The organism is Methylorubrum podarium (assembly GCF_022179745.1).
GTDB classification, from domain to species: domain Bacteria; phylum Pseudomonadota; class Alphaproteobacteria; order Rhizobiales; family Beijerinckiaceae; genus Methylobacterium; species Methylobacterium podarium.
Genome location: NZ_BPRD01000248.1, coordinates 1 through 16,141, shown reverse-complemented (window position 1 = coordinate 16,141; position 16,141 = coordinate 1). Strand labels below are relative to the sequence as shown.

17 protein-coding genes are annotated in these 16,141 nt (G+C 71.5%); 8 read left to right on the top strand and 9 right to left on the bottom strand.

Annotated elements, in window-relative coordinates:
* Positions 1-130: 130 nt before the first annotated feature.
* Positions 131-415, bottom strand: coding sequence for a PepSY domain-containing protein (locus MFF42_RS13300; RefSeq protein WP_238256153.1), 285 nt, complete (start codon positions 413-415; stop codon positions 131-133).
* Between the two features lie 202 nt (positions 416-617).
* On the opposite strand from MFF42_RS13300, the gene fliN reads away from it, so the two are divergent.
* From fliN to MFF42_RS13275, 5 genes are all read left to right on the top strand, one after another.
* A complete protein-coding gene (gene fliN, locus MFF42_RS13295) occupies positions 618-944 on the top strand; it encodes a flagellar motor switch protein FliN (RefSeq protein ID WP_238256152.1) in 327 nt (108 codons plus the stop codon).
* 22 nt (positions 945-966) lie between these two features.
* Entirely contained in the window at positions 967-2,043 is a 1,077-nt protein-coding gene (locus MFF42_RS13290; protein ID WP_238256151.1) for a flagellar motor switch protein FliG, read from the top strand.
* Between the two features lie 37 nt (positions 2,044-2,080).
* A complete protein-coding gene (gene flhB / locus MFF42_RS13285; RefSeq protein ID WP_238256150.1) occupies positions 2,081-3,145 on the top strand; it encodes a flagellar biosynthesis protein FlhB in 1,065 nt (354 codons plus the stop codon).
* The gene (locus MFF42_RS13280; RefSeq protein WP_238256149.1) at positions 3,142-3,588 is read left to right on the top strand and encodes a BspJ family T4SS effector nucleomodulin; all 447 of its coding nucleotides are present in this window, start codon (positions 3,142-3,144) and stop codon (positions 3,586-3,588) included. Before flhB ends, MFF42_RS13280 begins: the two co-directional genes overlap by 4 nt.
* A gap of 266 nt (positions 3,589-3,854) precedes the next feature.
* Entirely contained in the window at positions 3,855-4,556 is a 702-nt protein-coding gene (locus MFF42_RS13275; RefSeq protein WP_238256148.1) for a response regulator transcription factor, read from the top strand.
* A gap of 6 nt (positions 4,557-4,562) precedes the next feature.
* Here MFF42_RS13275 and MFF42_RS13270 read toward each other — a convergent pair whose 3' ends face one another.
* Genes MFF42_RS13270 through fliF form a run of 6 tightly spaced genes read right to left on the bottom strand, consistent with a single transcriptional unit; the run spans position 4,563 to position 12,072 of the window.
* On the bottom strand, positions 4,563-5,129 hold the full coding sequence (locus tag MFF42_RS13270; protein ID WP_238256147.1) for a transglycosylase SLT domain-containing protein: 567 nt from the start codon (positions 5,127-5,129) through the stop codon (positions 4,563-4,565).
* A complete protein-coding gene (fliK, locus tag MFF42_RS13265; protein WP_238256146.1) occupies positions 5,083-6,933 on the bottom strand; it encodes a flagellar hook-length control protein FliK in 1,851 nt (616 codons plus the stop codon). Before fliK ends, MFF42_RS13270 begins: the two co-directional genes overlap by 47 nt.
* A 37-nt stretch (positions 6,934-6,970) precedes the next feature.
* The gene (locus MFF42_RS13260; protein WP_238256145.1) at positions 6,971-8,263 is read right to left on the bottom strand and encodes a chemotaxis protein; all 1,293 of its coding nucleotides are present in this window, start codon (positions 8,261-8,263) and stop codon (positions 6,971-6,973) included.
* Positions 8,260-9,633, bottom strand: coding sequence for a MotB family protein (locus MFF42_RS13255; RefSeq protein ID WP_238256144.1), 1,374 nt, complete (start codon positions 9,631-9,633; stop codon positions 8,260-8,262). Before MFF42_RS13255 ends, MFF42_RS13260 begins: the two co-directional genes overlap by 4 nt.
* 1 nt (position 9,634) lies before the next feature.
* Entirely contained in the window at positions 9,635-10,372 is a 738-nt protein-coding gene (locus MFF42_RS13250) for a hypothetical protein (protein WP_238256143.1), read from the bottom strand.
* Complete coding sequence (fliF, locus tag MFF42_RS13245) at positions 10,372-12,072, bottom strand: flagellar basal-body MS-ring/collar protein FliF (RefSeq protein ID WP_238256142.1); 1,701 nt, start codon at positions 12,070-12,072, stop codon at positions 10,372-10,374. Before fliF ends, MFF42_RS13250 begins: the two co-directional genes overlap by 1 nt.
* Positions 12,073-12,188: 116 nt before the next feature.
* Here fliF and MFF42_RS13240 point away from each other — a divergent pair, with 116 nt between their 5' ends.
* Positions 12,189-12,842, top strand: a complete 654-nt coding sequence (locus MFF42_RS13240) for a hypothetical protein (protein WP_238256141.1) — start codon at positions 12,189-12,191, stop codon at positions 12,840-12,842.
* A gap of 7 nt (positions 12,843-12,849) precedes the next feature.
* Here MFF42_RS13240 and MFF42_RS13235 read toward each other — a convergent pair whose 3' ends face one another.
* Positions 12,850-13,350 (bottom strand): MarR family winged helix-turn-helix transcriptional regulator, encoded by a 501-nt coding sequence (locus MFF42_RS13235; protein ID WP_238256140.1) that lies wholly within the window; start codon positions 13,348-13,350, stop codon positions 12,850-12,852.
* A 173-nt stretch (positions 13,351-13,523) separates the two neighbouring features.
* Between MFF42_RS13235 and MFF42_RS13230 the strand changes: the two genes are divergently transcribed.
* Together MFF42_RS13230 and MFF42_RS13225 are read left to right on the top strand one after the other, a co-directional pair.
* Positions 13,524-15,245, top strand: a complete 1,722-nt coding sequence (locus tag MFF42_RS13230; RefSeq protein ID WP_238256155.1) for a chloride channel protein — start codon at positions 13,524-13,526, stop codon at positions 15,243-15,245.
* Between the two features lie 77 nt (positions 15,246-15,322).
* Entirely contained in the window at positions 15,323-15,562 is a 240-nt protein-coding gene (locus MFF42_RS13225; protein ID WP_238256154.1) for a hypothetical protein, read from the top strand.
* A gap of 168 nt (positions 15,563-15,730) precedes the next feature.
* On the opposite strand, the gene MFF42_RS13220 is transcribed toward MFF42_RS13225, so the two are convergent.
* A partial coding sequence (locus MFF42_RS13220; protein WP_507763109.1) for an EscR/YscR/HrcR family type III secretion system export apparatus protein occupies positions 15,731-16,141 on the bottom strand: 411 nt, incomplete at its 5' end.

Genomic DNA, 16,141 nt, shown 5'->3' with positions numbered 1-16,141 from the left:
GTCATTGCGAGGCGAAGCCGTGGCAATCCAGTTCGCGACCTATCCGGAGAGGTCGCGCCCTGGATCGCTTCGGCTCCGCCTCGCGATGACGGGATTGGGCAAGCCCCGAGGTGATCAACTGGCACCCGTCTCAGTCGTCGCCCGGCTTGCCGGCCTTCTCGGCGATGGCGCCGGTCTGCGGATCGATCTGAACCTTGACGCTCCGGCCGTCGCGGCTGGCCTTGGCCTTCCACACCCCGTCATCGGCCTCGATGCTGCGCACCGAGCCGTAGCCGGCCTCGGTCAGCTTGGTCAGGACTTGGTCGATCGGCATCCAGTCCTTTCCGGGCGTGTCGGCCAGGGCCGGCGCGACGGCGACGCCGGTGGCGAGGGTGGCGGCCAGGGCGGCGGCGAGGACGGTTTTGAAAATACTCATGGCGGTCTGCTCCGGTTCTTCGTGGCGGATGCCTCCCGATGCCATTGCGCGGCCCCGCGACGCTGACGATCCCTGTCAGCGGAATGTCAGCCGGGACGGGCACCGCGCGGCGGACAAGTTTCCGGATCGTCGGCGACAGCCTCGCGTCAGCCAAGCCGGCTAGACCGTCCCCACGCACAAGCGGACCCGACGAGCCCGAGCGATGAGCAGCAGCCCCTTCCCCGACACCGACCTCGCCGGCACCGAGCCCCGCGTCGGCGACGGGCGCAACCTCGATTCGATCCTGCGCATCCCGGTGCTGATGCAGGTGGTGCTGGGCTCCGCGACCATGCCGGTCGCCGATCTGATGAAGCTCGGGCGCGGCGCCGTCGTCCCCCTCGACCACCGGGTCGGCGAGCCCGTGGACGTGATGGTCAACGGCCGCGTCATCGCCCGCGGCGAGATCGTGATCGTCGAAGAGGACAATTCCCGCTTCGGCGTGTCGCTGACCGAGGTGGTCGGCCCGTCCGCCGCCGAACAGAACAGCTGAGCCTCGGCGAGAGCGGGCCGCCATGTCGTCCAGTCCTCTGGCATCAAGCCCAGTCCCTTCGGAAGCCCTGCCCCTGGCTCCCGTCGCCGCCCGCGCGGTGGGCCGGCGGCTCGACCCCGTCGATCAGGTCGCGGCGCTGCTGCTCGCCATGGGCAAGCCGGCGGCGGGGCGGCTGATCAAGTATTTCGAGCCGGACGAGCTCAAGCGCATCACCCGCTCGGCCTCGAATCTCGGCGCGGTGAGCCCCGAGCAGCTCGACACGGTGGTGGAGACCTTCTCCGCCGAGTTTTCCGCCGGCAACAGCCTGATCGGCACCGCCAACGAGGTCGAGAAGCTGCTCAGCGGCCTGCTGCCGGCCGACCAGATCGCCGACATCCTCGCCGACGTGCGCGGCAACGCCACCCGCTCGGTCTGGGAGCGGCTCGGCACCGTGCAGGAGAGCGTGCTGGCGAGCTACCTCGTCAAGGAGCATCCCCAGACCGCGGCGCTGATCCTGTCGAAGGTGAAGCCCGCCACCGCCGCCAAGGTGATGGGCCACCTGCCCGGGCCGCTGCGCAACACCGTGATGCGGCGGATGCTGAGCTTCAAGCCGATCGTCGACGACGTGCTGCACGCGATCGAGAAGACGCTGCACGAGGATTTCATGATCAACGGCGCGCGCAATTCCGGCGCCGACACGCATGCCAAGATGGCCGACATCATCAACAAGATGGAGCGCCAGCAGATGGACGACGTGCTCTCCAGCCTCGGCGAGTCGCGTCCGAAGTCGGTCGAGATCCTGAAGGGTCTGCTCTTCACCTTCGACGACATCGTCAAGCTGGCGCCGCGCGCCCGGACCACCCTGTTCGACGCCGTGCCGAACGACCGGCTGGTGCTGGCGCTCAAGGGCACCGACGCGGAATTCCGAAACACGGTGCTCAGCGCCCTCTCGGCGCGCGTGCGCCGCATGGTCGAGCACGAGCTGAACGGCGGCGAGCCGGCGGCGCAGCGCGACGTCATGGAGGCGCGCCGCTCCATCACGGATCTGGCCATGGACATGGCCGGGCGCGGGGAGATCGAGATCAATCCGGGGGGCGAGGATGACGCGCTCATCCGCTGACCGGACCCTCGTTCGCACGCGCCCGCGGGGCTGAGGCGTGGCGGAGGAGACCGACCAGGAGAGCAAGACCGAAGCCGCCACGGAGCGGCGTGTCCGCGAGGCGATCGAGAAGGGCGACATCCCCTTCTCCCGCGAGGCACCCGTCTTCGCCTCGACGCTGGGCCTGCTGATCGCCCTGGCCCTGTTCGCGCGGGGGCAGGCGGCGCAGCTCGCGGGGGATTTCGCGCCGATCCTCGACGATCCGCGCGGCTTCTCCCTGGAGACCGGCGGCGACGCCATGCTGCTCCTGAGCCGCGTGGCGATGGCGGCGGGCCGCTTCCTCCTGCCGATCCTGCTGATCCTGGCGGTGTGCAGCCTCGCGGCCTCGCTCCTCCAGAACCTGCCGCGCCTCGTCCTCGATCGGATCACGCCGAAATGGTCGCGGGTCTCGCCGATGGCGGGCTTCAAGCGAATCTTCGGAACTTCGGGTCAGGTCGAGTTCCTGAAATCCGTCGTTAAATTCCTGTCGGTCAGTGTCGTCGCACTTCTGCTCCTTCGCTCGGAGCGGACAAGAGCCGTGAACGCCATGTTCGTCGATCCGAGCCAGCTGCCCGAACTGATCCTGACGGTCTCGATCCGGCTCGTCGCGGCGGTGGCCATCGCCACCATCGTCATCGTCGCGGGCGACCTCGTCTGGGCGCGGCTGCGCTGGCAGCGCTCGCTCCGGATGTCGCGCCAGGACATCAAGGACGAGCACAAGCAGACCGAGGGCGATCCGTCGGTGAAGGCGCGGCTGCGCTCGCTCGCCCAGGACCGTGCCCGCAACCGGATGCTCGCCAACGTCGATCGGGCGACCGTGGTGATCGCCAACCCGACGCACTTCGCCGTGGCGCTCCGCTACGAGCCCAGCGAGAACCCGGCCCCCCTCGTGCTGGCCAAGGGGCAGGATCTCATCGCCCTGCGCATCCGCGCGATCGCCGAGGAAAAGGGCATCGCCGTGATCGAGGACAAGCCTCTCGCAAGGTCGCTGTACGATGCTGTGCAGGTCGACCAGACGATTCCGGCAGAATTTTACCGCGCCGTGGCCCAGATCCTTTTCTTCCTTTTCGCGAGAGCCCGATGACCCCTCAGGTCCAACGTTTCGCGCCAGGACCGTCGGCCGTTCCGCATGCCTATGCGGCCGCCGAGCAGATTTTCGCCGAGGCGCTGCGCGACTTCATCGGTGAGCTGTGCCTGCTCGACGGCGGCGTGCTCATCGGCTGGATCCGCGGCGAGCGGCACGGCAACATCGCCGACATCGTCGCCTCCTCCGCCGAGCTGTTCTTCAAAGAATCGGTTCTGACCTACGCCGACGCCGCCGACGTCTGCCTCGAATGGGGCCGCTCGATGCAGGTGGTCCTCGACCTCGAATTCGCGGCCGAGCCGATGACGGTGTTCTTCAAGCTGGTGCTCGACGAGGTGTTCGCGGGCGTCGCGATCCAGCGCATCGTCGCGGAGGACATGGCCGCGCTCTCCCTCGAAGGCTTCGCTGACGCCGTGAGCCAAGCCCGGGTCGGACATGCATGACGCCCGCTCGCGAACGCCGGACGCAAAGCCGCAGCCGAGCCTATCGCGAAGGGTGTCGAGCGCGCGCCGCGGGCCGCATTCTTCCATGTATGAAATTATACATTCCATCGATTGACCCTCTCGGCGCTGCACTGCATGACAATGTCGATGCTGCGTCTGCAAAACACGCGTAGGATGTGGCGATGGCCTCCCGGCGGCGCCAAAAACCTGCCCAGATCGCAGCGCAAGGCCGGCGCGATCCGGCTGGGTCAGGAGGATGGTCGTCGATGTATTTTCTGGTCGATCCGCGCGATTCGGTGAACGCGGGTTACAAGGCCAGCTTCGAGCGCGAGGGGATCTCCTCGTTCGCGCTCATGCCCGAGGAGTTCCTGGGCTGGCTCCGGGCGGCCTCCAGCAGCGATCTCGAAGCGATTCAGGGCTTTCTCCTCGGCGATTTCGAGGAGCGGGCGAAATGCGCGGGCGTGATCCGCAAGCAGTCCCGCGCGCCGATCATCGCGCTCGCCGACCTCCGCTCCCTGGAGCAGACCGTCGAGCTGCTCGAAGCCGGCATCGACGACGTCCTTCCCAAGCCGGTCCACGTCCGCGAGATCCTGGCCCGGTCCGAGGCGATCTGGCGCCGGGTCAACGGCGTCGTCCAGCCGGGCGAGGCGGAGGGTGAGGCCGCGGGCGAGGCCAAGACGCCGGATCGGCTCAAGGTCTTCCACGACGGGCGCGACCCCGAGATCGACGGCGTGCCGCTGTCCCTGCCGCGGCGGGAGCGGCACATCCTCGAATATCTCGTGCGCAACCGCGGGCGCCGGCTCACCAAGACCCAGGTCTTCAACGTGGTCTACGGCGTCTACAGCAACGGCGTCGAGGAGAGCGTGATCGAGGGCCACGTGAGCAAGCTGCGCAAGAAGCTCGCCGAGCGGCTCGGCCACGACCCGATCGAGGCCAAGCGCTACATGGGCTACACCTACGTCGGCTGAGCCCGGCTACTGGCAGAACGCCTTCGCCCCCGGCGTCCAGTTGCCGAAGCCCGAGGCGACCATGTTGGTGATGACCCGGCAGACATAGACCTTCTGCGCCGGGTTGTTGTTGGGGCCGGCATGGTAGCGGGCGACGGCCAGCGTCCAGCTTCCCTCGCGCTCCTTCAGCTCCTTCAGGAAGCGGGTCGCGTACTCGACGTTCTGGGCCGGGTCGATCATCGCCTCCAGCGAGGCGAACTTCGCCCGATGGTAGTGGTGGTTGATCTGCATGCAGCCGAGATCGACCAGGCGCACGCCCTCCCGCTGCGCCTGGCTGAGGCGCTGCACCACGTCCGCCGCGCTGGTGCCGAAATAGGCCTTGCCCTGGATGTTCATGGCAAAGGGCTGGAGCGAGCCGCGGTTGCCGCTCTCCGTCAGCCCGACGGCGTAGAGCATGCCGAGCGGCACGCCGTGCTTGGCGGCGGCCTGCGCCATCTGGCGCTCGCAGATGCGGGAGGTGTCGGCCGGTGCGGCCGCCGCCGCAGCGCTAGAGATACAGGCCGCCGCGATCGCGCCCGCGAGAATCCGTCTCATGGTCCTGCTCCTCGGTGGGCGTGGCGGCTCCGTCCGCGCGCGGGGACGGGCGCCGGCCCGAATGATCGGGCGTCGCCGCGCCCGGCTGTCTGTCGTGCTGCCCGGCCTGCGATCCGGCGAAGGACGCGAATCCCTGTCCACGCGGCCCGGAATCGCCCGGGCCCGCGCCGCCCGCCTGGATCGTCACGGTGTCGGGCTCGTAGCCGGCCTCCCGCAGCAGGCCGGAGAGCAGGTCGCCCTCCTTGCGCAGGCGCTCGGCGGTCTCCTCGCGGCTGGTGCGCAGGCTCATCTCCAGCCGCCCGTCCTGCAGGCGCATCCGCACCAGCACCGAGCCCAGATCGGCCGGATGAAGCTGGAGCGTCAGGATCTTCAGCGGTCCGCCCTCGACGGGGGCCGGCAACGGACGGCCTTGTGCGCCGGACGCGGCCGCCGGCAACTGGGTGGCGACCGCATCGACGATCTGGCGCAGGGGAGACGTCGGCACCGGAGCCGGCGCGCTCGCGGCGTCATGCGGGACCGGTTCGGCGAGCGGCCTATCCGGACGCGGCGCCTCGGCGGTGGGGCCGGCGCTCGCGGTCGGGCCGCGATCCGCGTCGGCCGTCGCGCGCACCGCCGACGCGGCGGCACGCTCCGCGGCCGTCTCGGGGCGGGCGATCCCGGCCGGCTGCTCCCGCACCGGTTCCGGTTCGCGCCGGATCTGTTCTGTCGGGCGCCCTTGCATCGCGGCCGCCGGTTCGGCGAGGTCTCCGCTGACCGAGGGATCGGTGAGGGATGGCGCCGACGCCGCGGCGCCGGCCGGTTCCGACTGGTCGCCGCGGGGAGCGGCGCGTCCGCGACCCGCCGGGTTCCCGAGGGCCGCCGCGGCCTGCGCTGGTGCCGGAGTCGCGGCCGGTACGACATCGGGGCTCGTGGCCGCGGCGACGGCGGCTCCGCCTTGGCCGGGACCGACCGGAGCCGGCTGCGCGGCCGCCGCCGCGACCCCGGCGGCCGGTGTCTCGGGCGATCCCGGAGCAGTGAGCGTCGCGGCCGGTGCGACGGTCGATCGGTCGACGGGCGCCTGCGCGGCGCGGTTGAAGGCGCCCTGAGCCGGGATCGGCTCTTCTGCCGCGAGAGCGCGATCATGCACGCCACCGCGCGAATTCGCGGACGGCACCGTGAGCGGACCGACGCCGGCATCGGACGGAAGCGGTCGAGCCGGCACGTCCGCGGCGGTCGCGTCGAGAGCCGTCGCGGCCGAAGGGGGCTGGCCATCTCCCCCTGCGATGGAGGGGAAACCGTTGGGGGCGCCGGATGCCGTGATCGCCGGCGCCGAGAGTGCGCCGGTTGCAGACGGCCGGCCGTCCGCGCTCGTCGGGAGCGCACCCTCGCGCGGTCGTACGGGGGCGAAATGCGTCTCCAGCCCGACCACGGACATCGGCAGGGCCGGCGCCGTCGGGATCGGGCTCGGTCCGGACCCCGCCCGTACCGCGGCCCGCTGCACCATGGCTTCGAGGCCGGCATCCGGGTGCACGGCGGGGGCGGGCGCGGCGGTAGGGCCGGCGAGCGCCATCAGCGCCTGCAAGGCCGAGCCGGCCGCGTCGGTGGCGGGCGGAATGGGTGCGTCGGAGGCGAGTGCGGGCGGCGTCTCCGCTTCGGCCTCGGCCGGTTCCGCCGCGGCCTCGCCGCCCGGCGCCGCTCCGCCTTCCAATGCTCCGAGCATCGCTTCGAAGCCGGAGGCGCCGCCCGCGCGCGGATCCTCGCCCGCGGGCGCACGGCCGGCCTCGGCCTTCGGCCGCAGCGGGAGGAGGGTGTCGAGGGACGGCATCACGCGTCGATCGTCCGGGGTTCGGGAGCGGGGAGTCTCAAGGGGTGCCTGTAGCGCCATCCATGGCGCGCTCGGCCCGGGCCAGGGCCTCCTGCGCCCGCAGGAGCGAGGCGGAGTCCGGGATCGGCCGGCTCGCCGAGGGCGGCGGAGCGGGCCGGGCCTCGGCGACCGGGGACGGCGTGCGGATCTGCCGGGCGGTCGAGAGCGCGGCGTCGAGCAGTTCCGCATCGGAGGCCGCGAACTCGGCGCGGTCGAGGCCGCGCAGGGCCTCGTAGCCCTCCTCGAAGCGCCCGTCCGCCACGATCAGCGACGCGCCGCGATAAAGCCGCGCCTGCGCCGCCGGTTGCGAATCCGGCGCGGCGAGTCCCATCGCCCGCTCGGCGGCGAACAGGGCGGTCTCCCGGCGGCCCTGCTCCAGCCCGGCCCGCGACACGAGCAGGTAGAGGTCGCGCCGGCTCTCCGGTTCGATCTCGTCGAGCATCCGTTCGAGGCTGGCGATGCGGGTGCGGTCGCTGTCGAAGTCGAGGCGGGTCAGCGCCCCGGCGAAGCGCTGGCGGAAATTGCCGGCATAGACCGAGCGGCGGAAGCGGCGCAGGTACTGGATCGCCAGGGCCTCGAAGCGCCGCGCGTCGCCGCCCTGGGCGACCACGAAGATCTGGCGGCGCAGCGCGCCCTCTTCGACCAGGGTGCCGGGCGCGAGCAGCCGCGCGAGGTCCAGGAGTTCGAGCGACTTCGCGGGCGCCTCGCGCACCATCAGCGCCGATTGCGTCAGCGCGAGCTGGCCGGCGAGGCCGGACGGCATCGTGCGCGGATCGATGCCGGCGAGCTTGGCCCGCGCTTCCCGCTCGCGCCCTTCGAGGTAGGCGAGCGCCCCGAGCGCCAGGGACTGCTCCGCCTCCGGCGCCTTGCCGGATTTGAGCAGCGCCCGCAGGGCCGCCGGCCCGCCGCCCGCCAGCGCGAAGGTGACGGCGGCGCGCACGTTCTCGGCCTCCGTCCAGGCTTCCGAATCGAGCGCCATCAGCCGCTGCTCGATATGGCCGAGGAGCTGGCGCTGCGCGAGATGCGCCTGGGTCGAGCCGCGGGCGATGCGGTCCTGCAGGAGCTGGAGCGTGCGCGTCAGCTCGACGGGCAGGCCGCGCGCCTTCACCGGCAGCGGTTCGATCGGTTTCGCCGGAGCGCCGTGCCCGCCATGGCTGTCCGCGGGGGGCGCGTGACCGTCGCCGTGCTCGGCGGCACGGGCCGGAACGATGGCGAGGCCGAGGGCGAGCGCCGCTGCCGCGAAAGCGGCCGAGCGGCCGGACCGAGCCGGGGATTCCCGAAAGGAAATCATTCCGGCAGGCCCCGCAGCAGGATCTCGATCCGGCGGTTCTCGGCGGCCTTCGGATCGGCGGCGATGCGGGGCTGGCGGTCGGCGTAGCCCTCGATGCGCTCGATGCGCGCCTCGTCGAGGCCGCCGCGCACGAGCATGTAGGAGGCCATCTGCGCGCGCGCCGAGGACAGGCGCCAGTTGTCGTAGGTCTCCGAGCGGAACGGGCGTCCGTCGGTATGGCCGCGCACGACGACGCGGCCGGGGCGGCTGTTGAGGATCTTGGCGATGCGCTCCAGCGCCTTGACCACCTTCGGCGTCGGTTCGGCCGAGCCGATGCCGAACATGCTGAAATTGATCTCGTCGGTGATGCTGATGAGCACGCCCTCGCCGGTGCGGCGCACCTCGACATGCGGCGCGGGCGCGCTGTTGGGCAGCGACGGCACGGCTCTCGCGATCTCGGCCTTCAGCGCCGAGAGGGCGGCGGTCTCGGCCGCCTTCGCCGCCTGATCGGCGGCGGCCGGCTCCTTCAGCGCCGGCGCGTCCGCCCTGGCGACGCGCGTCGTCTCGGGCTGCGCCGGTTTGGCCTCGGGCGCCGCCGCCTCCGGGGCCGCCTCGGCCGCGGGCTTCGCGGCGGGCATGTCCAGCGGCATCGGCTCGGCGGAGGCGAGCTTCACGCCGGCCTGCCGCATCGCCTCGCGCAGGCTCTGCCGGGCGATCTCCTTGGGGCCGTCCTTCTGCGGTTCCTTCGCCTTGACCGGAGCGCCGTTCTGGGCGCGCGCGTCGAGGCGCGCCTCGGCCGGGGCGGCGGCGACGGTGTCGAGGGCGCCAGGCGTGTCGGTGCGCTGGCGCGGCAGGGCGGCGACCTGCCAGTAGAGCGGGTCGAACGGGTCGCGCCCGGTCTCGCCGCCGGCCACGCCCGGCAGTCCGGCTTCGAGCGCGGCGGCGTCGGCGCTCGCCGCCTCCGGCCCGGCCTCGGCCTCCGCGGCGAGCTTGGCGAGCACGGCGTAGGGGTCCTGGAACAGGGCGGATTCGCGGGCGCGGCTCCCCGGTGCGCCGGGCGCGTCACCCTTCCCCTCGGCTCCCTTGCCCTCGGCGCTGCCGCCGTCGCCCTTGCCTTTCCCCGACGGGGCGGGGTCGTTGGGCGCGTCCTGCGGGTCGTTCACGCCCTTGCGGTCGTGGGTAACCTCGGCGAGCTTCACCGGGTTGAAATACTCGGCGATGGTCTGCTTCTGCTCCTTGCTGGTGGAGTTGATCAGCCACATCACCAGGAACAGGGCCATCATCGCCGTCATGAAGTCGGCGAGCGCGATCTTCCAGGCACCGCCGTGATGGCCGTCCTCGTGGTCGCCGTGGCGCTTGATGATGATGATCTCGTGGGCGTGTTCCGACATCTCACGCCTCCGCGACCGCCGCAGCGATCAGGCGGCTCCAGGCCGCGAGTTCGGTTTCGATCACGGTCTCGCCCGCGCTCACGCACACCTCCGGCCCCGCATCCGCCTCGAAGGCGATGCCGGCCGAGAGGCCGCCGAGCCGGGCGGACAGGGACGCGATCAGGTCGTCCGGCCCGCGCACCCGCACGGCCGCCCGCTGCGGCTCGGCCAGGATGCGACGGAGGGCGGCGCCGAGTTCGTCGAGCGCCTGCCGCTGCAGCGCCTCTCCCAGGACCGGCGCGATCAGCCGCGCGACCCGGTCCGACAACGTGGCGTCGAGCGCCTGAATCGCCGCGGTGAAGCCCGCCGCCAGGGCCTCGCCCTGTGCCTCGGTCCAATCGCGGCGCGCCTGTGCCAACCCTTCCTCGAACAGGGCCTGCTGCGCCGCGCGCTCGAGCGCGGCCTGCGCCAGCGCCGCCTCCATCGCCTCCGCGTGGCCCTGCGCACGCCCGCGCGCCTCGGCGGCGGCGATCAGCGCCTCGCGGTCCTCCACCGGCCGTGCCGCCGCGGCGGCGCGGGGCAGGATCGGTTCGATCGCGGGCGCCGCCTCGGGCTCGACCATGGACGGCGCCGGGGTCGGTTCTGGGGTCGAAGCGGGGGCGCGGAACCACGTCCCCGAAAAATCCGGCTCGTCGGCGACCGGCGCGGGCGGCGGCGGCGCGGAGAAATCCGGCAGGTAGCGGGCGATCACCGCGTCCATCACGCCGGCTCCTCACGCATGAGCCAGCGCTTGAGGACGGCCGCGACCTGCTCCTCGTCGATGTCGATGAGCTGCTCCAGCCGCTTCTGCGGCGAGCGGGCCATCTTGTCCTCGAGCTCCTCCAGCAGGCCGGCGACGCCGGGCGCGGGCAGCTTGGCGGTCTCGGCCTGACCGGCGGCGCCGGGAAGGGCCGCGCCGGGTGCAGCGAGCGCCGCCGTCCCCTCGGACGCCATGCCGGCGGCGAGTGCGGGCGCGCCCTCGGGTCCGGCGAGCGCGGCGGTTTCGATCTGGGTGGTCTCGGGCGTTGCGAGGATGGCGCGCAGCGCCGGGCGCAGGCCGAACCAGATCAGCAGGCCGGCCACGACGAGGATCGTCGCCGCGTTGATGAGCGTGCCGGACTGCTTCATCATCACGTCGGTGAGCGAGAGCGGCGGCACCGGCTCCAGCGGCTGGCCGTCGTTGACGAAGCCCACCGCCGCGACCTTGATCGTGTCGCCGCGCTCCTTGCTGAAGCCGGCCGCCGAGCCGACCAGCTCCTCGATCTCCGCGATCTGCTTGTCGAGGCCGGCCTTCTCGTCCGGGCCGGCGAGCGCGGTCAGCCGCGAGCGGTTGACCAGCACCGCGACCGAGAGCCGGCGGATGGCGTAGCCGTCGCTCACCGTCTGGATCGTCTTCTGGGAGATCTCGTAGTTGGTGAGGTCTTCCTTCTTCGAGCTCTCGTTGCTCGACTGGTCGTTGCCGTCCGAGCGGGTGCGCTGGTCGGGCAGGTTCTCCTGCGCGCTGGTCGGGCGCTGGCTGTTGCGGTTCTGCGCGTTCTCGTTCTCGCGCACCGAGCGCACCGAGCGCTCGACGCGCTGGTCGGGGTTGTAGATCGTCTCGTTGGTCGACGTCTTGTCGGTGTTGAGCTGGGTCGCGACGCTGACCTCGAAATTGCCGACGCCGAGATAGGGCGCCAGCGTGCGGCGGATGTTGTCCTGCATCTCGCGGCTGACCGACTTCTCCAGCGTCGCCATCTTGCCGGTCGGCGCCGTGCCGGCGTCGTCGCCCGCGAGCAGCACCGTCCCCTCGGAGCCGATCACCGTGACGCGGTCGGGCTTCATGCCGGGAATCGCCGAGGCGACGAGCTGGCGGATCGCCTGCGCGCCGGACACGTCGTCGGCGGGCTCGGTGCGCACCACGACGGAGGCCGAGGCCGGCTGCTGGTCGCGGCGGAACGAGCCGCGGTCGGGCAGGACGAGGTGGACGCGGGCGGCGCGCACGCCCTTCATGCCCTGGATGGTGCGGGCGATCTCGCCCTCCAGCGCCCGCACGCGGGTCACCTCCTGCATGAAGGAGGTCATGCCAAGCGACCCGAGATCGTTGAACAGCTCGTAGCCGGATTTCGAGCTCTGCGGCAGGCCCTTCTCGGCGAGCAGCATCCGCGCCTGCGCGGTATGGCCGAACGAGACGAGGACGGCCGTGCCGTCGGACGACACGTCGAAGGGGATGCCGTTGTCCTTGAGCACGCCGCCGATGCGCGACACGTCCTCGCGCGACAGGCCGGTATAGAGCGTCTCCTGGGCCGGGCGGCTGAGATAGTAGGCACCGATGCCGACGCCGAGAAACACGAGGAGGCCGACCAGCCCGAGGGCGATCAGCCGCCTCGCGCCGAGATCGACGATATTGCTCCACAATCTCTCGGCTTGCTCGCGACCGAACATCCCGGACCGATCCCGTTGGCGACCTGACATGCGTCGCCAGCCTGAATGAGGGCTCAGCCTTGCGCGGGGATTGCGGCGCGGCGCATCTTCGCGCGGTCTTCGAGCGAGGGCCGTCGATGATCGGGGGTGTTCCGGACGAAGCCTGGATGGCCTGGGCCCGGCCGCTCGGGCCGTTCCTGTGCGATGCCGCCTTCCGCATCGCCGACAGCCTCTATGTCGGCCCCGACCACGGCATCGGTCCGGACGACTGGGAGCGGCTGCGGGTGCCCCTCGATCCGCCGGACCTTCCGTGCCGCGTCCCGCCTCTCGCGGCGACGGCCGATCTGCCGGGCTACGAGCCGGCACTGATCGCCCATTACGAGAGGCTGGTCGCGGCCGCGCAACGGCACGGCAAGCCCGCGGCCCTGGCGCATCCGTTCCCGTACTTCTCGGTGACCCCGCTCCTCCTGGAGGCCGACCGGCCGGTTGTCTCCTTCGCCTGGACCGACGACGTGCCGCAGACGCGGGCGATCCTGACGGCACTCGCCGGCGCGGGCGCCGACGGCGTGGTCTGGGACGAGATCGACCAGGGCTGGTTCATGCGCGTCGTCGTCCGTGACGGGACGCTGTTCGTCGCCGAGGGCGATCCGGACGAGGGACCGGACGTCGTGCTCCGCGTCGAGGCGAGGGCGGTCGCCGACCAGGCCGCGGCAGCCCTGGCGCGTCTGAGGACGCTGCACACGCACCTGACCCGGGCGTTCGGGCGCGATCTCTGGTCCTACGGCGGCTGACCAGCCTTCACTCCGCGCCGTCGTCCCGATCGCCGACCCGGCCCGCCGCCCGCCGCGTCCCGTCCGGACCCGCCGCCGCATCGCCCCGGAGGGCGAGCGCCCGGACCAGGGCCGGTTCCAGGCTGCCGAGTTCTTCCAGATGCGCCGCGGTCAACCGGCGCAGCAGGGCCTCGGCCTCCGGGGTGAGGGCGAGCTCCATCCGCCGCCGGTCCTGCGCGCCCCGGCTCTTGGTCAGGAGACCGGACGCGACCATGCGGGTCACGAGTTCGGCGGCGCTGTGCGGCGCGATCATCAGCCGCTCGGCGATATGGCCGACCGTCGGCGGCTCCGGGCCGAGATGGCCCGCGATCGTGAGCAGGGCCTGATGCTGCTGCGGCGGTAGGCCGGCGGCGGTCGCGGCCGCCTCGCTAAAGGCGAGGAAGCGCCGCAACTCGTAGCGGAACGCCGCGAGCGCCGCGTAGTGCGACCGCGACATCGCACGCGGCTCCTGATCGGACTCCTTACCCATCCTGCACCGCCGTTCCATCCCTGCGACCTGGATTATATCGTGATACGACATATAAAGGTCGTAACGGATCGAAGGAGGTATGCGTGAGCCAGACAGCACCGGTCCACCGACAGGTGCCCGATCAGATCGTGCGGCGCCCGCTCGGCGACTTCGCCGCCGACCCGCGCATCGTGATGCTGGTCGGGATGGCGCTCGTGATCGGTGCGGCCGCGACCCTCGCGGCGGCCGGGCTCCTGCGACTCATCGCGCTGGTGACGAACCTCGCATGGTTCGGCGTGCTCGACACCGTGCCGCGCCCGCTCGGCGGCGTAACGCCGTCGCTCTGGGTGGTGCTGGTTCCGGTGATCGGCGGGCTGGTGATCGGGCTGATGGCCCGCTTCGGCTCGGAAAAGATCCGCGGCCACGGCATCCCCGAGGCGATCGAGGCGATCCTGATCGGTGCGAGCCGAATGTCGGCCAAGGTGGCGCTCCTGAAGCCGCTCTCCTCGGCGATCTCGATCGGCACCGGCGGCCCGTTCGGCGCGGAGGGGCCGATCATCATGACCGGCGGCGCGGTCGGCTCGCTCTTCGCGCAGCTCTTCCATCTGAGCGACGCCGAGCGGAAGGCCCTGCTGGTGGCGGGCGCCGCCGCCGGCATGACGGCGATCTTCGGCACGCCGGTCGCCGCGGTGCTGCTGGCGGTCGAACTGCTCCTGTTCGAGTGGCGCCCGCGCAGCTTCGTCCCCGTGACGGCCGCCGTCCTCACCGCCGCGGCGCTCCGCCCGCTCCTGTTCGAGGCCGGCCCGCTGTTTCCCTTCGCGAACGACCCGGCGCTGCCGGGATGGGGACTGATCGCCTGCGCCGGCATCGGGCTCCTGGCCGGGCTGCTGTCGGGCCTGCTGACGACGCTGCTCTACCGGCTGGAGGATGCCTTCGAGCACCTTCCGCTGCACTGGATGTGGTGGCCGGCAATCGGCGGCGTGTTCGTCGGCCTCGGCGGGCTCATCGAGCCGCGGGCGCTCGGCGTCGGCTACGACGTGATCGGCGACCTGCTTAACGGCGACCTCGCGGTGAAGGCCGTGCTGCTGATCCTCGCGGTCAAGGTGGCGATCTGGCTGGTGGCGCTCGCCTCCGGCACCTCGGGCGGTGTGCTGGCCCCGCTCCTGATCCTCGGCGGGGCGATGGGCTGGCTCGTGGGCCTCGCCTTGCCCGGCGCCCACGGCTTCTGGGCCCTGCTCGGCATGGCGGCGATGCTCGGCGGCACCATGCGCGCGCCGCTCACCGGCGCTCTCTTCGCCGTCGAACTCACCGGCGACGTCCGCGTCCTCGGTGCCCTCCTCGCCGCGACGGTGACCGCCTACGCCGTCACGGTGCTGCTCCTGAAGCGCTCGATCCTCACGGAAAAGCTCGCCCGCCGCGGCCAGCACGTGACGCGCGAATACGCGATCGACGCCTACGCGCTGGCCCGCGTGCGCGATGTGATGGTCCGCGACGTGGACAGCCTCGACGCCGAGAGCGGCGTCGCCGAGGCGATCGCCGCGATGGAGGCGGGGCGGCATCAGGCCTACCCCGTGCTCGACGCCGCGCGCCGCCCGGTCGGCCTCGCGACCCGCGGGCAGGCGCTGCACTGGACGCTGGAGGGCGGCCACGGGGCGGAGCGGCTGCGGGAGCGGGTGGCCGGCCTGCCGCTCGCGGTCGTCCATCCCGACGACGTGGTGTCCCACGCCCTCGACGTGATGACGGCGACCGGCCAGGGGCGTCTCGTCGTGACCGATCCGGAGAGCGGCGCCCTGGTCGGGCTGCTGACGCGCCGCGACCTGTTGCAGGTGCGGGCGTCCACGGTGCGGGCCGAGACCGAGCGGCGGGCCTACCGCGCCATTCTGCGCGTCAGAAGAACGACCGCACCAAGCCGCTGACCCGAAGGATTCTGCTTGGAAAAATGGATCACGTTCTGCAGGCTCCGGTCGGTTCGACGATCCTGAGAGACACGTCCATGACAAAGCTGCTCGAACGGGCCATGGAACGAGCACAGGCCTTGCCTGCCGCCGTGCAGGATGAGATCGCGCGTCTCGTCCTCGCCTATGCCGGCGAGGACGACGAGGTTCTCACGCTGACGCCGGCCGAGGAGGCCGATCTGCTCGAAGCGCGGGCCGAGATGGAGCGCGGTGAGTTCGCGACCGACGAAGAAGTGAACGCGGTCTTCGCGAAGTATCGGGCAAGTGCCGGGCGATAAGCCACCTCTGTCGATCCAACCCTCATCCTCATCCTGAGGTGCCCTCGCAAAGCGAGGGCCTGGAAGGGTCTTCCAGGGGTCGGGCGGGATTTGGAGGATCCTTCGAGGCCCGCTGACGCGGGCACCTCAGGATGAGGGCGATGGGTGGGATCTGCGTCAAAACGAGCGTCAGAAGAACGACCGCACCAAGCCGCTGACCAGCAGGTTCCAGCCGTCGATCAGGATGAAGAACAGCACCTTGAACGGCAGCGAGATCACGGTCGGCGGCAGCATCATCATGCCCATCGACATCACGATGGTGGAGACGATGATGTCGATGACGAGGAAGGGCAGCACGATCAGGAAGCCGATCTCGAAGCCCCGGCGCAGCTCCGAGATCATGAAGGCCGGGATCAGAATGCGCAGGTCGATCTTGTCTCCGGCTTCGGCCTTGGGGAAGTTGCGGCTGGCCAAGTCGGAAAAGGTCTGAAGGTCCTTCGGGCGCACGTGCTGGGTCATGAACTCGCGGAACGGCTCGACGATCTTGCTGAACGCCTCCTCCTCGCCGATGCGGTTCTCCTGCAGCGGCTTCACGCCCTC